The 15,130-nt window shown below is 68.1% G+C and carries 13 protein-coding genes and 1 pseudogene; 4 read left to right on the top strand and 10 right to left on the bottom strand.

Annotation, left to right across the window (positions count from 1 at the left end):
• From ACFPIJ_RS52510 to ACFPIJ_RS52470, 9 genes are all read right to left on the bottom strand, one after another.
• A partial coding sequence (locus tag ACFPIJ_RS52510) for a CgeB family protein (protein ID WP_380127059.1) occupies positions 1-1,014 on the bottom strand: 1,014 nt, incomplete at its 3' end.
• A 64-nt stretch (positions 1,015-1,078) separates the two neighbouring features.
• Complete coding sequence (locus ACFPIJ_RS52505) at positions 1,079-1,987, bottom strand: hypothetical protein (protein ID WP_380127058.1); 909 nt, start codon at positions 1,985-1,987, stop codon at positions 1,079-1,081.
• A gap of 183 nt (positions 1,988-2,170) precedes the next feature.
• Entirely contained in the window at positions 2,171-3,091 is a 921-nt protein-coding gene (locus ACFPIJ_RS52500; protein ID WP_380127057.1) for a hypothetical protein, read from the bottom strand.
• Between the two features lie 1,289 nt (positions 3,092-4,380).
• Positions 4,381-5,280: an SAM-dependent methyltransferase gene (locus ACFPIJ_RS52495; protein ID WP_380127056.1), complete on the bottom strand. Its 900-nt coding sequence runs from the start codon at positions 5,278-5,280 to the stop codon at positions 4,381-4,383.
• Positions 5,281-6,267: 987 nt separating this feature from the next.
• Positions 6,268-6,909: a hypothetical protein gene (locus ACFPIJ_RS52490; protein ID WP_380127055.1), complete on the bottom strand. Its 642-nt coding sequence runs from the start codon at positions 6,907-6,909 to the stop codon at positions 6,268-6,270.
• Positions 6,903-8,168, bottom strand: coding sequence for a pyridoxal-dependent decarboxylase (locus ACFPIJ_RS52485; RefSeq protein ID WP_380127054.1), 1,266 nt, complete (start codon positions 8,166-8,168; stop codon positions 6,903-6,905). Before ACFPIJ_RS52485 ends, ACFPIJ_RS52490 begins: the two co-directional genes overlap by 7 nt.
• A complete protein-coding gene (locus ACFPIJ_RS52480; RefSeq protein WP_380127053.1) occupies positions 8,168-9,472 on the bottom strand; it encodes a hypothetical protein in 1,305 nt (434 codons plus the stop codon). The genes ACFPIJ_RS52485 and ACFPIJ_RS52480 overlap by 1 nt, the downstream gene beginning before the upstream one ends.
• Positions 9,465-11,192, bottom strand: coding sequence for an APC family permease (locus ACFPIJ_RS52475; RefSeq protein ID WP_380127051.1), 1,728 nt, complete (start codon positions 11,190-11,192; stop codon positions 9,465-9,467). Before ACFPIJ_RS52475 ends, ACFPIJ_RS52480 begins: the two co-directional genes overlap by 8 nt.
• A 360-nt stretch (positions 11,193-11,552) precedes the next feature.
• Positions 11,553-11,861: a hypothetical protein gene (locus ACFPIJ_RS52470; protein WP_380127050.1), complete on the bottom strand. Its 309-nt coding sequence runs from the start codon at positions 11,859-11,861 to the stop codon at positions 11,553-11,555.
• 596 nt (positions 11,862-12,457) lie between these two features.
• On the opposite strand from ACFPIJ_RS52470, the gene ACFPIJ_RS52465 reads away from it, so the two are divergent.
• The 3 genes from ACFPIJ_RS52465 to ACFPIJ_RS52455 are packed head-to-tail and all read left to right on the top strand — an operon-like array spanning position 12,458 to position 14,095.
• Positions 12,458-12,769, top strand: coding sequence for a hypothetical protein (locus ACFPIJ_RS52465; protein ID WP_380127049.1), 312 nt, complete (start codon positions 12,458-12,460; stop codon positions 12,767-12,769).
• The gene (locus ACFPIJ_RS52460) at positions 12,759-13,265 is read left to right on the top strand and encodes a DUF6879 family protein (protein ID WP_380127047.1); all 507 of its coding nucleotides are present in this window, start codon (positions 12,759-12,761) and stop codon (positions 13,263-13,265) included. Before ACFPIJ_RS52465 ends, ACFPIJ_RS52460 begins: the two co-directional genes overlap by 11 nt.
• The gene (locus ACFPIJ_RS52455; RefSeq protein WP_380127046.1) at positions 13,262-14,095 is read left to right on the top strand and encodes a helix-turn-helix domain-containing protein; all 834 of its coding nucleotides are present in this window, start codon (positions 13,262-13,264) and stop codon (positions 14,093-14,095) included. The genes ACFPIJ_RS52460 and ACFPIJ_RS52455 overlap by 4 nt, the downstream gene beginning before the upstream one ends.
• A 179-nt stretch (positions 14,096-14,274) precedes the next feature.
• Here the strand turns inward: ACFPIJ_RS52455 and ACFPIJ_RS52450 are convergent.
• Positions 14,275-14,442 (bottom strand): annotated as a pseudogene (locus tag ACFPIJ_RS52450) (IS6 family transposase); the annotation flags it as partial.
• Positions 14,443-14,491: 49 nt separating this feature from the next.
• On the opposite strand from ACFPIJ_RS52450, the gene ACFPIJ_RS52445 reads away from it, so the two are divergent.
• Positions 14,492-15,130 (top strand): IS6 family transposase (locus tag ACFPIJ_RS52445; protein ID WP_380127045.1); only part of this gene is annotated, 639 nt, incomplete at its 3' end.

Genomic DNA, 15,130 nt, shown 5'->3' with positions numbered 1-15,130 from the left:
TGCCTCGCTTTCGCGAAACAGCAGCTCACGCCATGTGCGATGAGTATTGGCACGGTACAGGGTCAGGCAGGCCCGGATCAGGTCGGCATGCTGTGCCGATCCCTGGATGCGGCGCAGCAACTCAACCCGCTCCAGCACCTCAGCTGCGCTGGCCACGCGCAGCTCCGCGGGGACGAACACACCGGCGAGTGCGAGCTCTGCGGGGGCGAGCGGCAGGCAGCCGGCGGTGACGGCTTCGAACAGCCGGGAACTCATCGCGCCGACAGCGGCATACCGCGGCGGCATCAGCAGCATGGTGGCCAGCGCCTGACGATGCTTGGCGGCAACGTCGGAGTACGCGCACCGGCCGGTGAACGTGACGTGCGGCCACTGTCGGGTGTTGGCCCATTTGCCGGCGACCTCGTGTGACACCCTGACTGCGGCTGGCGCGAAGTATCGGCTGAATGCCAGGTCACGGTCGTACTGGTTGCCGACGTAGATCAATGACGTCGGCCGGTCCTCGGCGGCCAACGTGAGCGGGTCGGCGGTGTCGAGTAGGACGTCTGGCACCGGACACGGCAAGGTGATGACGCCGGGCACCTGCCGTAGAGCGAAGTCGGCAACGGCGACGTTGGGCCGGGTCCGCAGCGTGTCGCGGGGGTCCAACTGCCGGTCGAGGTCCCAGATCAGCGTGGCCAGCCCGAGGCTGCGGGTGTAGTGCTCCAACAACGCGCGTTGCCGATGCAGGTCGCAGGTGTGCCCGGCGCTGCCGCACGGCGTATCGTTTCGGCCGCGCAGCCGCCAGCGCCACTCGAGCATCAGCACGTCGAGGTCAGGCAGGCCGTCGTCCCACCGGTAGCTGTCACGCAGGTCCTCGCCTGCTTCGATGAGATCACGGTTGGCCTGGAGAAATACGACCTGGTGGCCAGACGCGATCAGCGCGTCGATCAGCGGCCTACGGAAACTGCGGGCGCCGTCCGGGGTGTCCAGGATTCCGTTGCCAAGGAATCCCCACATGCTGTAGCCGATCCGCATCATGACCTCCATTCCTCGTGTCTGGTCTGGCTGGGTGTTGCATCGCCGGGTGATGCCGTCGGCATCATTGGTGCGGCGGCTGCGAGTTCAGCGGGCTTGGGCATGCGCTGGCAGGCGTGGTGGTGGACGTGGTGAATCCGCTGGTCAGGTACTGCCGGTACACGGCCGCCGGGTGGGCGCGCACCAAGCCGACCCCGGCACCGTCGAGCGCAGGGTCGGTACTGGCGGGAGGGCCTGCGACGGCGGTCCAGGCAGCCTGGAGTACGCCGGTGGACTCGTCGAAGGCGAGCCCGAACCGCATCGGTGCGCCGAACGCGTCCGTGTACGGCAGGATCACGTGGACTCCGACCTGGCCAGCCCGGTTGCGGGCATGCTCATGGACGAGAAGCCCCGGCAATTCGGCGAGCAGACGCAGCACTGTTGCCCGCACCGGTCGGCGCAGCGCCTGCTCTTCGGCGAGGCCAGCAACGCCGGCCATGACGTCGACCGGCTTGTTCTCACCGGCCGCGGCCCCGGCGAGCAGTAGCTTCAGGACGGAGGTGCGGTCTGCCTGTGCTGGAACAACAAGACCTTCGATCAGCCGGCCCGTCCAGGTCGTGTCTCCTTCAATCAGGAGGCACCCGTTGGTTTCGTCCAAGGCGAGACGCCGCCCGTTGCCCTGGCCGTCCTGCCACAGCTGGACTCTTCGCACCACGATCGGCGCCGGACCACCGCCCGGAGCGACGATGTTTGCCGGTGCCCAGCTGCGAACCTCCACATAGGAATACGCACCGGGATCGGTGTCAGCGGCAGCGTTGGTCACGGTTGCAGCCAACCGAGTCAGTACCACGCTTGCTGCCTCGATCGGTGAGGTGGCAACCGGGTGCCCATGCTCTGCACCGGTCGGCGTCAGCAGGCTGGCGCCGAACGCGAGCAGCGTCGCGCCAGCGGCCGTTGCCGCTGGCCAACGACGTTTCGACACCTGCGCGTTCATCGTGGTTCTCGTACTCCTTTTCCGCGCCTGACGTGCGATCGCCGGCGCCGCAGTTCAGCCACAGGGTCGGCCGATCCGGCAGGACCTGGCAGAGGGGTGCTGCGGCGCCGGGCGCACCAAGCCCGCACACCACGTTCGCCGCGGTCGGCGGGCGTCGTCACGGCAACCGGAATCGGTGCTTGATCACAACGACGACCCGACCGTCAGGGCTTCGCTCTCGGCATGGCGCCGGTCACGGGTTGGTCCTGGACTCCGCCGTCGCGGCGGCGTCACGGCTTCGGCACCGTCGGTACCGCTCGTCCGCGTCGCGCGCGCCAGGGCTCTGAGCCGCGACAGGATGGTTGGGATGCTCGGCAGGTCTACAGCGGTGTGCCATTCGGTCACGCCGGTCCGGACGAAGCCGCGGTCGGCGATGCCCGCACCGAGCCCGGGCAGGTGTGCGCAGCCCCAGATCATCACGACGTCCTGCTCAGTGCTCCAGAGGCCCTGCAGCGCGACTTCGTTGCGCTGGTCGATGAGCACCACGTCGGCGCCGTTGGACGGTCTGCGGGTTCCGGACACGCGTTTGGCGTTGCTCCACACGGCGACCCTGAAGGCGACAAAGATGAAGTGGAGTCTCAGCCGGAGCCGCTCGATGGCGCGCGGATCGCCGGCGGGTCGGTCGAACGCTTTGATGCCGCGCATCTCGCCGCGCAGCATCGTTTCCGTCCCGACCCTCCGGGTGATCTCCAACATGTCGAGGTCGGCAATGCGCCAGCGGTCCGGGCAGTCCAACGCGTCGGCCTGCCGCGCCAGGCCCAGCTCGGTGATCCGCTGCCGTTCCAGATCCTTCTTGAGCTCAAACGTGGTCAGTACGGTGCGTTCTTCGTCGGTCGCGTCCTGCTCGTCATAGGGCAGCAGCGACGCGCCCTCATACTGCACCGCAGCGCCGCCGGCTTCCAGGTCGTCGATGACGGTACGCAGCGCGGCGTAGTACTCGGCGTCGCCCATGTGCACGGTCCCGATCATGGTGATGCGTCGACCGGTGGTGGGGTGGGTGTAGTGATGGACCGGTGTCTGCAACGTCCCATGGGTGAACCGGAGATAGTCGGACTTGGTGGGCAAGGATCCTCCTGGGTCGGGTTGGGCGAGGGGTGCGCAGCCCGGTGCTGTGCCGGGTTGTCTGGCGTCAGACGTGCCACGGCGGTGCGAGCACCGACGAGCGGCGTAAGCGATCGAGCATGCAGCCGGTGCCCGGGATCCGGGCCAGCAGCAACGTGATTGCCGGGTCGCCGGTATGGGCGCTCCACTCGTAGGCGAGCAGTTCGCCGGTTGACCGGTTGCCGACAAGGTCGACTGCTGTTCCTTCGCGGGGTCAGCCTGAATCCCCAGCCGGGCCAATGCTGCAGGTCGATGCGAGGGCCGGTGCTGGTGATGCCTGGCAAGCCTGCGAGGACCTGCAGCAGCGCGGCGCGCTGTGGCCGCTCGAGGTACCGGACGCCGACCCGCTCGAGCATCGCGGCGGTGACGTGCTGTCATGCGTGCTTCCGGAGGCTCGGTCGGTCGATGCGGGCCAGGTCGAGGGTGAAGACAATGAGGTTGTGGTCGCTGGCGACGCCCGTGTCGACCTGCCAGTAGTCCGCGATCGTCGGTGCCAGCGCGGCAGAGACGTGGGCTTGATCGCAGCGGATACCGCCGTGTCCTGTGGGCTGCAGCAGTGCCGGCGTGCCGGCGTGCCGGCGTGCCGCGTTGCCGCGCGACGTGGGCGGCGACGTCGGTGAATGCCCCGTCCCGCAGTGTCTGACCCACGATCGTGTTGGCCTGCCACGGTTCGGTGTCGCGGCCGCGGCGTAAGCAGCGAGCCATCCGGTTGTGCGGCGGGACGGTGGTCCAGTCCGGTTCGGGGTCCCCGATCGGGAAGTGGTTGATGTCGCCGCCCAGCAGTCCGAAGCCGCCGTAGCGGTAGACGCGGGATCCGACCAGCGACGCCTCAGCGGCGGCCTGCTCCGCGGAGGTCGGAATCAAGTGGGTGCTGATCGCGACCAGCGGCACCGGCGGTGGGTCCTCCAGGCCGAGCACCTCGAACCGGGGCGCGCAGTAGCCGTGGTGGAGCCGTGTCGCGTAGTACGTGTCACAGGCGATGAGCCGCAGCCGCCGCGGATCCCAGGCGACCGCAGTCGGTAGCCCCACGGACGGGGCGACCTCCAGCTGCAGGTCGAGGTCTAGGGCGGCCTGGGCGACTTGGCCTGGGTCGGTCAGCCAGTCACATTCCTGGAGCAGAACCAGCTGTGGATGGACACTGCGGATGGCCTCGACGAGGGCGGGCCATCGGCCTTCCGCGGGAGCTCGATGCTGCACGTTCTGGCTGGCAACAGTCAGCATTCGCGGTGCCGCGTGACCGCTCGGTGGCAAGGTCACGACCGCCGCCTGGATGTGGTGCCTGCGGCGTCTGTTGCTGGTTTGCCGGCGACGAGGCCGTAGCAGCCCACCTCGGCATCGGTGGGTCGCGGCGGCGGTAGTCCTTCGGCACGCCAGCTGGCGACGGACACCAGTCCGGGGTCGACCATGTCGAGGCCAGCGGCGAAGGCACCGATTTGGTCGCGGGTCCGAGCATGGAACGGAACGCTGTCACCCTTGGATAGGTCGGCAAGGCCGGCGCGCTGCTCGGTGGTCATGAAGTCGGTGGTGGCGTGGCTGAGGACCAGGTAACTACCAGGGGCAAGCGCCGACAGCAGCTGCTCGACAACCTGGTGCGGCTGATCTGCATCGGTCAAGAAATGCAGGACCGCGACGAGCAGCAATGCAACGGGTTCACGAAGGTCAAGAGCAGCGAGCAGGTCAGGGCGAGCCAGGATGTCGGCGGGGTCGCGCAGATCGGCGTCGAGGTAGGCGGTGCGGCCTTGGGATGTGGAGGTGAGCAGCGCGCGGGCGTGGGCGATCACCATCGGGTCGTTGTCGACGTACACGATCCGGCACTGCGGGGCGACGCTTTGTGCGACCTCGTGGACGTTGTTCACGGCGGGTAACCCGGTGCCCACGTCGAGGAATTGACGGATTCCGCGGTCGGCGGCGAGATGTCGCACAGCTCGGCCGAGGAACGCACGGTTCTCCCGCACACCGGTGCGGACGTTGGGATGCGCGGCGGCGATTCGGTCGGCCGATGCCCGGTCGGCGGCGAAGTTGTCTTTGCCGCCGAGCCAATAGTCGTAGCGGCGGGCCGGATGAGCGACGGTCGCGTCCACCGTCGACGGCACCGCGACGGCTTCGACCCGCGATGCCGACGGCGTCGCGGCGGCGGAGTGGAACGGCATCATGTCGGGTTCTCCAGGTGCAGGTTGGTCGCGGCCAGCCCAGAGGTGGTGGCGTAGATCGGTGCTGCCGCGGCGAGGGTGAAGGGGATGTAGGCCGTTGCCACGGCGAGGCAGTGCTGCGTGTCCGGCGTCAGTCCGGTGGCACGCAGGCTGAGTGTTGCCGTGTCATTGGTGACGTCCGCCTTCAGATGGTGTGGTAGTTGGACGCAGGCAACGGCTGAAGTCCGTGAGATGCCGCCAGGCGCCGGTGGTGTGGTCGTGGAACGCCGGAACGGCGCACCGGCCGTCGCAGCCGGCCGGGTCCAGTGGCGGTAGGGCGGCGTCAACGGGAGGGCTGGCGAGGATGCGCGCCACGCCTGTGAGCTTCGTGACCGCGGCGAGGTCGCCGACGCTGACCGCTGCCAGCGCACTTGGCCATAGACCGACACGCTCCATCGACACGCGCGGCCTGTGGCCAATGGAGGTCATCGGCCGGTCACCGGGTCGTCGATGCCGACCGCGCACATGGATCGCCGTACGCAGGGCCACACGGATGGCCGAAATGCCGGCCACACGGCTGGCAACAGGAAGCGCCACGTGTTCGCCGCAGTGGTGAACGGCCAGCCGTGCCGCCACGAGCCACGATCCAGGAGCAGCGCAACGGGGGTTCTGTGGACCGCCCTGAGGGGTTCTGGGAACTCCGGTGGCCAGGTGTGATCGTCGGCGTGCCGCACCGTGATCAGCGCAGCGAACAGCAGCACCGTAAGTACCGCAGCGACGCCGGCGCTGAGAGCCAGCCGGCGTTGGGCACTGGTGGAGGCTTCCCGGTTGGCGGTCGCGGCACGTCGGGCGATCCAGGCCTGGGTGCTGGCAGCTGCGCCGGCGATGCGCATCCGGCTCGGCTCTCGACGATCGTTGCCGGTCACCGGTTGCTCCAATCGTTGAGGTCGCCCGCAGCGGCGGTGTGCTGGCAGCTGAGATAGGTCGTGCGTCGCCCGCGCTGACCGCCGTTCACGACCTGGTCACCGCGGCGACCAGGTCAGCGCACTGCGCCTCGGGCCGGTGCACACGAGGCCCGAGGGTGAGAGCGACCGCGGCCGTGCCCTCGACGGTCGTTGCGCTCACCAGGCCTGCACGTCCCAGTTTTGCCAGCGAAGTCTGCAGGCCGGCCGTGCGCCGATGGGCGCCGAGGGCATAGCGGCGGAGGCTGTCGCGGTCGGTGACCGCGATGGGTGCCCCGCCGGATCCCGGTCTCGGTTCGGTCGCGGCGGCGGCGAGCTGGTCGGCCACGGGGCCGAAATGCGCGCTGTGCTGCTGCCGGACGCGGCAGCGCCACGCGGCCAGGTACGCGGCCGGGTCACGGTCCGGGTCCGGGTGCCCGTCGCTGGTCAGCCGGTCCGGGGTGAGCGCGGTCGCCAGGTCGACATCGTGCAGGACGACCCGGCAGCCGCGTCCGTGGCCGACACCCAAGGGCTGGCACATCCAGCCGGTGTGGCGGTCCCGGACCAGGTCCTGGGCGGCGTCCTGAACGGGGTCGACGTGGACGAGTTGCCCGGCTCGGAGGCTGTACAGCGTCGTGCCGACAGCATCGGCAGGTGCACGGACGACATCGACCGTGTCCAGGATCCGGGTGGGTGCGCGCAGGGTCAGCATGCGATCGCGTCCTCAGGGTGTTCGGCGTCATGGTGTGGGGCAGACGAGTGCTGGCCGGATGTGTGCCGGTCAGGTCCGTGCTGGACGGGCAGGTGCCGGCTGGTGGTGTTGCCGCGATCGATCAGGTACTCGGCGGCGAAGCGCTGGTAGACCTCGAAGTGCTTGCCGGGCATGCAGATGACGTGCGTCCAGCCGTCGTCCCGCGCCAGCTCCGGCGGTGGCACGGGCCAACGCGCCCGCAGCTGCTCCGACGGCGCCGGCAGCACCACGGTGAACCCGAGCGGATGCCGCCACGCGGGCACGTCCGCAGCCGAAAACAGCTCCACCAGCGCGGCCGCGTTGCGCCGGCAGGTAGCGGCCCGTTCGCGCAGCCCGTGGATCCCGAAGCCGCGGAGGGCGGCGAGTATGAGCAGTGGGGTGTGCCCGGACCGTGACCCGGCCGGGGTCAGGTCCGGGGCGCCGGTGTAGGTGGGTGTCTCGTCCACGGCCGGGCAGCGGTCGGTGCGGAGCAGCACCGCGCCGCATGGCATGGGGACGCCGAGGTACTTGTGGCCGGAGACGTTGAGGCTGTCGGCGCCGTCGGCGAAGTCGAACCCAGGCCGTTCGGCCGGGTCCAGCATCGCCAGGGGTATGCCGGCCAGGGCCGCGTCGGCGTGTACCCACCGCTGGGAGGCGGGGACGCTGGCGGCGTCCAGCGCGGCGTGGATGGCCGGGACGTCGTCGACGGCCTCGACCATCGTCGTGCCGATGGTCGCCACCACCACGACCGCCGCATCTTCCGGACGCTGCGCAACCAGTTCGGTGAGCGAGGCAACGTTCATCACGCCGTCCAGGCTGGCCGGCACCACCTGCAGTGCCATGCACAGCTCTTCGGTGAGCTTCGCCACGCACGTGTGCGCCGCGGTGGAGGCGTAGACGACCACGTGGCGGCGGAACCGGCGGCGGGCCTGCAGCAGCGCGGCCTTGATCGCCTCGGTGCTGCCGCTGGTCACGAACCCTGTCACCAGCTCGGGCGGGCACCGGAACATGGCGCCGAGCTCCCGGATGAGCTGCTGCTCCAGCGACAGGGTGTGCCCGGAGAACCCGGTGGTCGGTGCGAACGGGTGCCCGACGTTGTTGAGGGTGACGTCGAACAGGCGCAGCACGGTCGAGGGGTCGAAGTCGACGGCATTCGGGTAGCCGATGTCGAACTCGGCCCCGGCGAGCCATCGCTGGTGCAGTTCCCGGATGTCGGCGAGGGTGAGAGGTCCGGCACTCATCAGCGCCATGCCGGCCACCCCCAGTAAATAATCCGGGTCAGTTCGGCCAGGAAGTGCCACACGTACGCGGTCGGATCGGTCGGCCAGATGCTGTTCAGAGCGACCTTGGATTCCCACGGTAGGAACGGTGGCCGGCCGTCGGGGTTGAGTGACGTGCTGGCCTGCCGGTCGATGCGGTGATACTCCTTGCTGGCGTGCCGCATGACCCTGATCCGGCCGCCGTCGGTGAGCTGGATCAGGACCTCGCTGGGGACGTCGTCGCCGGACATGATCCGGCCCTGCAGCCGTTTCCACGGGCCGTAGACGCTGGTGTCCAACGTCGACAGCGCCACCCCGAGGAACTCCGGCTGTCGCCGCAGATCCTGCGGCGTCCATCGCTCATCGGCCTGGTTCGTCAACTGCGCCCGCACGTCGAACCTCGGCCCCTGCTGCCGCCAGCCGCGGTGCACGAGCATCGCCATCTCCTGCAGCACCGCCGCAGGGTCCGCGACCCTGTCGCTCAGATGCCACGTCCGTACGTCGGCGCGTAACTCGAGCCGCAGCATGCCTTGGTGTTCGAACGGCACGGCGAACAGCAACACCACCAGCGTCGGGCTCACCGGCTTGTTGTGTCGCAGCTTCCACGCCGCCTCGGCATGGTTCGCGGTGATGTCGGACAGGCGGCGGACGACCGCCCACCGCAGATCAGCCACCGCCGACCGCTCACCGGAGTCGAGCTCCGCGTCTGGGCGGCGCGGCACCGTGTCGACCAGGTCCGGTGATGGAGGTGGCAGGTCGAACGGATGCCGCGGCCACGGCATCCCCACCAGCCGCGGCCCTGGCGGTTCCTCCGCCTCCTGCACCTGCTCAGCCGACATCGCCAGCCCGGACGCGGACTGGACGGGAGCAGTCGCTGCACCAGCTGTAGCGATCCCGCCAGGGACGGGTCCGGGGTACGCGGGCGGAGTCGCCGGTGCACCGTCGAAGTACTGCAGTGCCTCCCGGTGACCGGCCTGTGCGAGCCGCTGCCCGGTGCTGTCACGTTCGCTGCTGTCGTCACCTCGGCCCGTGACTGCGCTGTACTCGGTCCCGGCGTATTCCGTCCCGGCGGGCTGCTGAATTGGGCGTTCATCGTTGCGGGTTGCCGAGGCAAACCACGTGGTGTCGGCGCCGGTCGAGGCGGTGCCGCGGGCCACGCCAGCCGTCGGCTGCTGGTCGGTCGCGTCGGGATCGGCTGCAGGCGGGACCAGATACAGCGGGCGCCGTGCCGGCTGCTGCGAGTAGGTCGAGTGGTTGCCGGGATGCGGTTGAGGTTGATTAGACACGGAAACCCACCTGCTGGTCCGGGACCATGACCTCGTCCGGGCGGCCCCTGCCGACCGCGGCGTACCGGTCCGGCCACACTCGCCGCACCCTGCGCGCGTACCAGAGGCCGGCCACGATCGTGGCCAGCACCAGCGCCGGGATCACCGCCTGCAACCCGACGCTGGTGACGCCGAGCAACGCGGCCTGGTTGACCACGATCACCGCCACCAGTGCGCTGCCGACGATCGCGCCCAGCACCGGACCAGCGGTCCGCACGATCAGCGGATCGCGGCCGAGGCCGCCACCCTTGCGGAAGTACAGCACGGTCGCGATCGACACGCCGACCAACGTCACCAGCACCCCGACCGCGGCACCGGACGACAGCCAGATGAACATCCCGCCGATCGGGTCCACCCGCAGCAGCGCACATACGCCGATCACGGCCAGCGCGATCCCGCTCTGCAGCAGCGACGCCGGCGCGGTCGCTCCCGCCATCCGCCCGCCGAGACGCCCGACGTCGGCGAGCCAGGCCGGGATCACCCCTTCACGGGCGATCGCGTGCACGTACCGGCCAATCACCTGATGGAACGCGAGCGCCGAGATGAAGAAGCTGGTCAGCATCAGCAGTTGCGCCAACGCCACCATCCCGGCGCCGTAGCCTTCCGCGACGATCGTGAACGGGAACCCGCTGTGGCCGGCGTTGCGGGCCTCATCGATGATCTGGTCCGGGCCGGTCCACACCGGCAGCGCCCACGCCATCGCGCAGTACAGCACCGGCAGCACCAGCAACGTCGCCACGGTCGCGTGGACCATCGTCTTGTCGGTCTTGCCCTCCTCCGCGTACGCCGCCCCGCTTTCCACCCCCACGAACGCAGCGACCGTCAGGGCGAACACGCCACCGACCGTTGCCCGCTGATCCCACAGCGCCGCGACCATCAGCGGTGCGGTGCTGACCTGCCCGTCGTGGGGATGGGTGAACGCGGCCAGGATCACCGCGCCGATCATCACCAGCTCGGCCACGCCGACGATCGCGATGAACGTTTTGCCGAGGGAGAAGTTCGCCAGTCCGAACACCGCCACCAGCGCCCATGCGGCCAACGCCCAACCCGTCCAGTGACCGACCCCGGTCAGCTCGGCGGTGGTCGCGCCGAACAGGCCGTACAACGAGATCTGGATCGCGTTCGTCGCCGCGAACATCAGCACCCCACCCGCGATCCCCCAGCTCGGGCCGAGACCCAACCCCAGGAACGCGTACGCGGGCGCCGCATTGCCCTCGCGGTTCGTCATGGCCAGGTAGCCGACCATCAACAACGCCAGGGCCCCGCCGACGACCAAGAACGCGAGGGGTGCGCCGAGCACACCGGTCGTGGCGTACGTATTGACCACACCGCCGACCAGCACCGCCATGGGCGATGTGGCACCCACCATGAACTGCAGCGCGTTGAAACTATTGATGTGCCTGCGGATCAAGCCTGCTGCCGGACGCATACCCCGCCACCCCCAGACATCCCTGGCATCCCATACAGCGGCGCCACCGTCGGGCATCCCAGCGAGTTGCATCCCTGCTGGTGTGCGGTGAACGCCGCCCAGGTAATCGGCGCTACCGTCACCGCAAGGGGACGGAACGGACTCCCCCGCCAGAACCTTTGCGTACGGGCGGCACGCCGCCACACGTGCGACAGACTCGCCGTAAACTGCACGAAGTCGTGACTCACCGGTCGGCCGCCAGCGCTGGGCCAATCGACCCGAACCGCAAATCCCTCACGATCAGGGTCAGGCCGGCCCAGTCGGCGCAGGCCGCCGGGCAGGCTGCGTGACACCACGTTCCGCGACGAGGGTCTCGTCGGTGGCATGTGAATCTCCCCAGGTCTCGTGTTTCGTCATGCTGCGCGTCGCGGTACGGCAGATGCAGGCACAACGGTTTGGTCGTCTGTACACCGACGAACTGCGGATGGGCGGGCTGATCCTTTTCAGAACCGCATCAAGGCGCCGTCCAGCAGCAGCCAGGAGCAGCACCGTGCGGGGACGCGCGGCGGAGTAGTGGCGTGCCGGCCGCCCACCGGCACGCCACCACCCGGTTCGAGCGCGTGAAGTCCTCCGTCAATCCGAACTCCATGTGCGCCCCTGGAGCTGGATAACGGCGGCGACGGGTTCGCGGGCAAGGCCGGCGCGGCTCGCCTGACCTTCGATCATGTCGATGAACTGGTCGACCCCTCGTCGAAGGTTCCTGAGTCTGTCGATGCGCTCCTGCCAGTCCGAGCCCGTCGCACCGTTCTCGATCGATACCGCCTGCACGCCGTCTCCGATGAGCATGGCGTACTCACCGTCGACCACCTGGAGGGCGACGTCGAGCGAGCGAGGATCGACCGTCAGGACGACCTCCAGCCCCTCGTCCTCTTCACTGCTCACCATCTACCTCCATTGGCCCGCCACGTGCCGCCGAGCGTCATCAGTGGGATCTCCTGGGACCGGCGCGTCGGCGAGTTCCAGTTGAACTCCGCCTGCGGGTGCGCCTCCTCGAACGGCTGCCCCTGGCACCTCTCGAACTTGCCTCGCCATACGAGCTGGCACTGGCGGCACTCATGTCGCCATCTGCGCAGGCTCCATACTCGGTCGTGCATGACACCTCCGGTGCATTGATCGGTAGGCGCCCCGCAGCGTGGGAGCGCCTCCCGTCTCTCGCAGCGACCTTTCTCGCGACTACCGACCCCGGGATGAGGCCGGACCCTGCGTCTTTGCAGGGGCGCCGGCTGCAACCGCACGCCCCCTTCCCTGACCGCTGAACCCGTGATAAGGCCGGACCGGGAGCTGTCGCGGTGCTCACGCCTCGCGTGACAGGGACGTTATGAGCTGAGGTGAGTCGGGGGGAACAAGATTGCTCGAAATTCCTCAGGGACGGTCGCCGCAGGATTGACCCGTCAAAGGCATTGACCGAGACTTGATCCCCTCCCACGATGGAAGCCGTCCGAGGAAACTGGAGCAACTTGCGAGGTTTGGGAGAGGCCATGCGGCTAACGTTCTTGGGTAAGGAGTCACAGGGTGGGCAGTCACCCACGCTTTACGCCACCGACCGACAGACGTACGTCGTGCAGGGCTGGCGGGTACCGGGAGAGGCAACGAGTGTGGAGATCCCGCACGGGCTGCTGCGCTTCCTGGAGGCGGAGACCGACCTGGCGGCTGCGTTGCGGGATACTGGCGCCAACACGTATTGCCTGAGCGGCGCTCCGGTCACGGACGAGGCCGCGCTGGCCCAGATGGATCTACCCGCGCACGAGACGTGCGTCGAGGTCGGGAAGGCAAAGAGGGTTGCTCACTGACGAAGAGTTCTACGCACTGTTCCGTGACTGCAAGCGCTCGGCGCTCCACCTGGAGATGCGGGACAAGTACGGACTCGACTCCGAGGAGGGTCCGTTCCAGCGGTTCGTGCGCGGAGAGCCCGACGACTACGACTGGCACGCTCCTTGGCTCAAGATCGTTCGCGATGCCACCGCAGCGGGCAAGAAGATCGGCCGCGTTCGAATCGTGACGGTCCCACACAGCGACTACACCCGATGGAGCATTGCCAACTCTCCGCTGAACATTGAGGCGGGCGAGGATCTTCGCTGGCTGCCCCGGCACGGGGTTGGCGACATCGAGTTGCCAGCACAAGACTTCTGGTTGATCGATGACGAGCGGGTGGTGTGGACGCCCTTCGACGACGAAGGGCGCTACCTCGGCTCGTACGAGGAAGAAGACCCTCGGCTTGTCTCGCAGTGCCGCTCCGCATGGGGAAGGGTGTGGGCAATCGCGATTCCGCATCGCGACTACGTGTGAGCAGCACTGTCCATCAGGCCCGGGAGTCTCTCGGGCATCAGCTTCGTGACATTCGCAAGGATGCGGGTCTCACCGGTCGGCAGCTTGCCCAGGCTGCCGGCTGGTACCCGTCGAAGGTGTCGAAGATCGAGTACGGTCGACAGACGCCGTCCGAGGACGACATTCGTCACTGGTGCCGAGAGTGTGGCGCGGCCGATCAGATCGACGGGCTCATCGCCGCAGTACGACACATCGAGTCCATGTATGTCGAGTGGCGGCGAACACTCCGCGCGGGCACGAAGCGCCGCCAGGAAGCCTCCATAGCCCTGGAGGCTGAAACTAAGCTCTTCCGCTGGTTTGAGCCCGTGATCATGCCGGGCCTGGTCCAGACGGCCGAATATGCCGCCGCCATGCTCTCGGCACTGGTCGATTTCTGGCAGATCCCGAACGATGTTACGGCCGGGGTCGCCGCGCGAATGGAGCGTCAGCAGATCCTGTACCGCGGCGTTCACCGCTTTCACTTCATTGTGGCGGAGCAAGCGCTCTACACCATCGTTGGCGATCCCGCCGTCATGGCGGGCCAACTAGACCGCGTGCTGACGATCATGAGTGTTCCGCGAGTCCACCTAGGCATCGTTCCAGCTCGTCACGCGTACACGGCTCCGACCCACGCCTTCTGCATGCTCGATGATCGGGTCGTGTTGGTCGAAACCATCTCGGCTGAACTGACCGTTACTCAACCGCGCGAAGTAGCGCTGTACTCTCACGCCTTCGAGGCGCTGACCAGGTCCGCCAAGTACGGGAATGCCGCAAAGAGCATTATCGCGGACGCTCTCGGGACTTATCGCTGAGCATGCTTACATGTGCAGGATCTCGAAAACCGTTGCCATACAAGGGCTTCAGCTCACCTTTGGCTAGATTCTTTATGCAGCAACGGTTCTAGCGAACATCCATAGTGGACTGCCTCATGCGAGCGGGCACCGTTGCGTTGCTCGATCGGGTGACGCAGTGAGTCCGATTGCCTGCCGGCTCAGATGGCCCTGGCGAGCTCGGTGAACGCTGCGGCGACGCGGAGCCCACGCGGGGCGTCGACGCCGAGTTCGTAGTTGCCGCGGCGGAGGTTCTGGATGAACGCATGTCCGGCGATGATCGTCTGCGCGGTCCGGTCGGTCCGTAGGCCGCGCATCGGTCTGAGCCGGTGCGGGTCTGTTGCGTTAAGCGTTCCCCTGGTCAGGCAAGCTTGAGCGGTGAAGCTCTCGAACCGCCGGCGTCCGGTCCTAGCACCGCAGTCTGCGTTCGCCGGGTTCCGGTTCCCGCCGGAGGTGATCGTGGTCGCGGTTCGCTGGTACCTGCGGTATGGCCTGTCCTATCGCGACGTCGAAGAACTCCTCCTCGAGCGCGGTGTCGAGGTCGACCACGTCACCGTCTTCCGGTGGGTGCAGCGGTTCACGCCGTTGCTGGCCGACGCAGCCAGGTTCTGCCGGCACGCGCCCGGCGACAGGTGGTTCGTCGATGAGACCTACATCAAGGTTAGTGGTGTCTGGCGGTACGTCTACCGCGCCGTGGATCAGTACGGCCAGGTCGTCGACGTACTCGTCTCTGTACGCCGCGACGCCGCTGCGACCCGCCGGTTCTTCGGTCGAGCGTTGGCCACGTTGAAGGTGATGCCGAGCGAGGTGGTCACCGACGCGGCGCAGGTGTACCCGGCCGTGCTCGACGAGTTGCTGCCGTCGGCGTGGCATCACGTCGAGCGGTACGCCAACAATCCGATCGAGGCCGATCAAGCGAGTAGCCGGGGGGAGTCTCACCCCCCGGCCCTCTCAAAACCGTGCGTAAACCTCTCGATTTACACGGCTCCCATCACCCGGTCTTGTGGTCGCACGCCG

It is taken from the genome of Dactylosporangium cerinum (assembly GCF_042653625.1).
GTDB lineage: Bacteria > Actinomycetota > Actinomycetes > Mycobacteriales > Micromonosporaceae > Dactylosporangium > Dactylosporangium cerinum.
The sequence above is the reverse complement of the archived record's forward strand: the minus strand, read 5'-3'. Positions and strand labels throughout refer to the sequence as shown.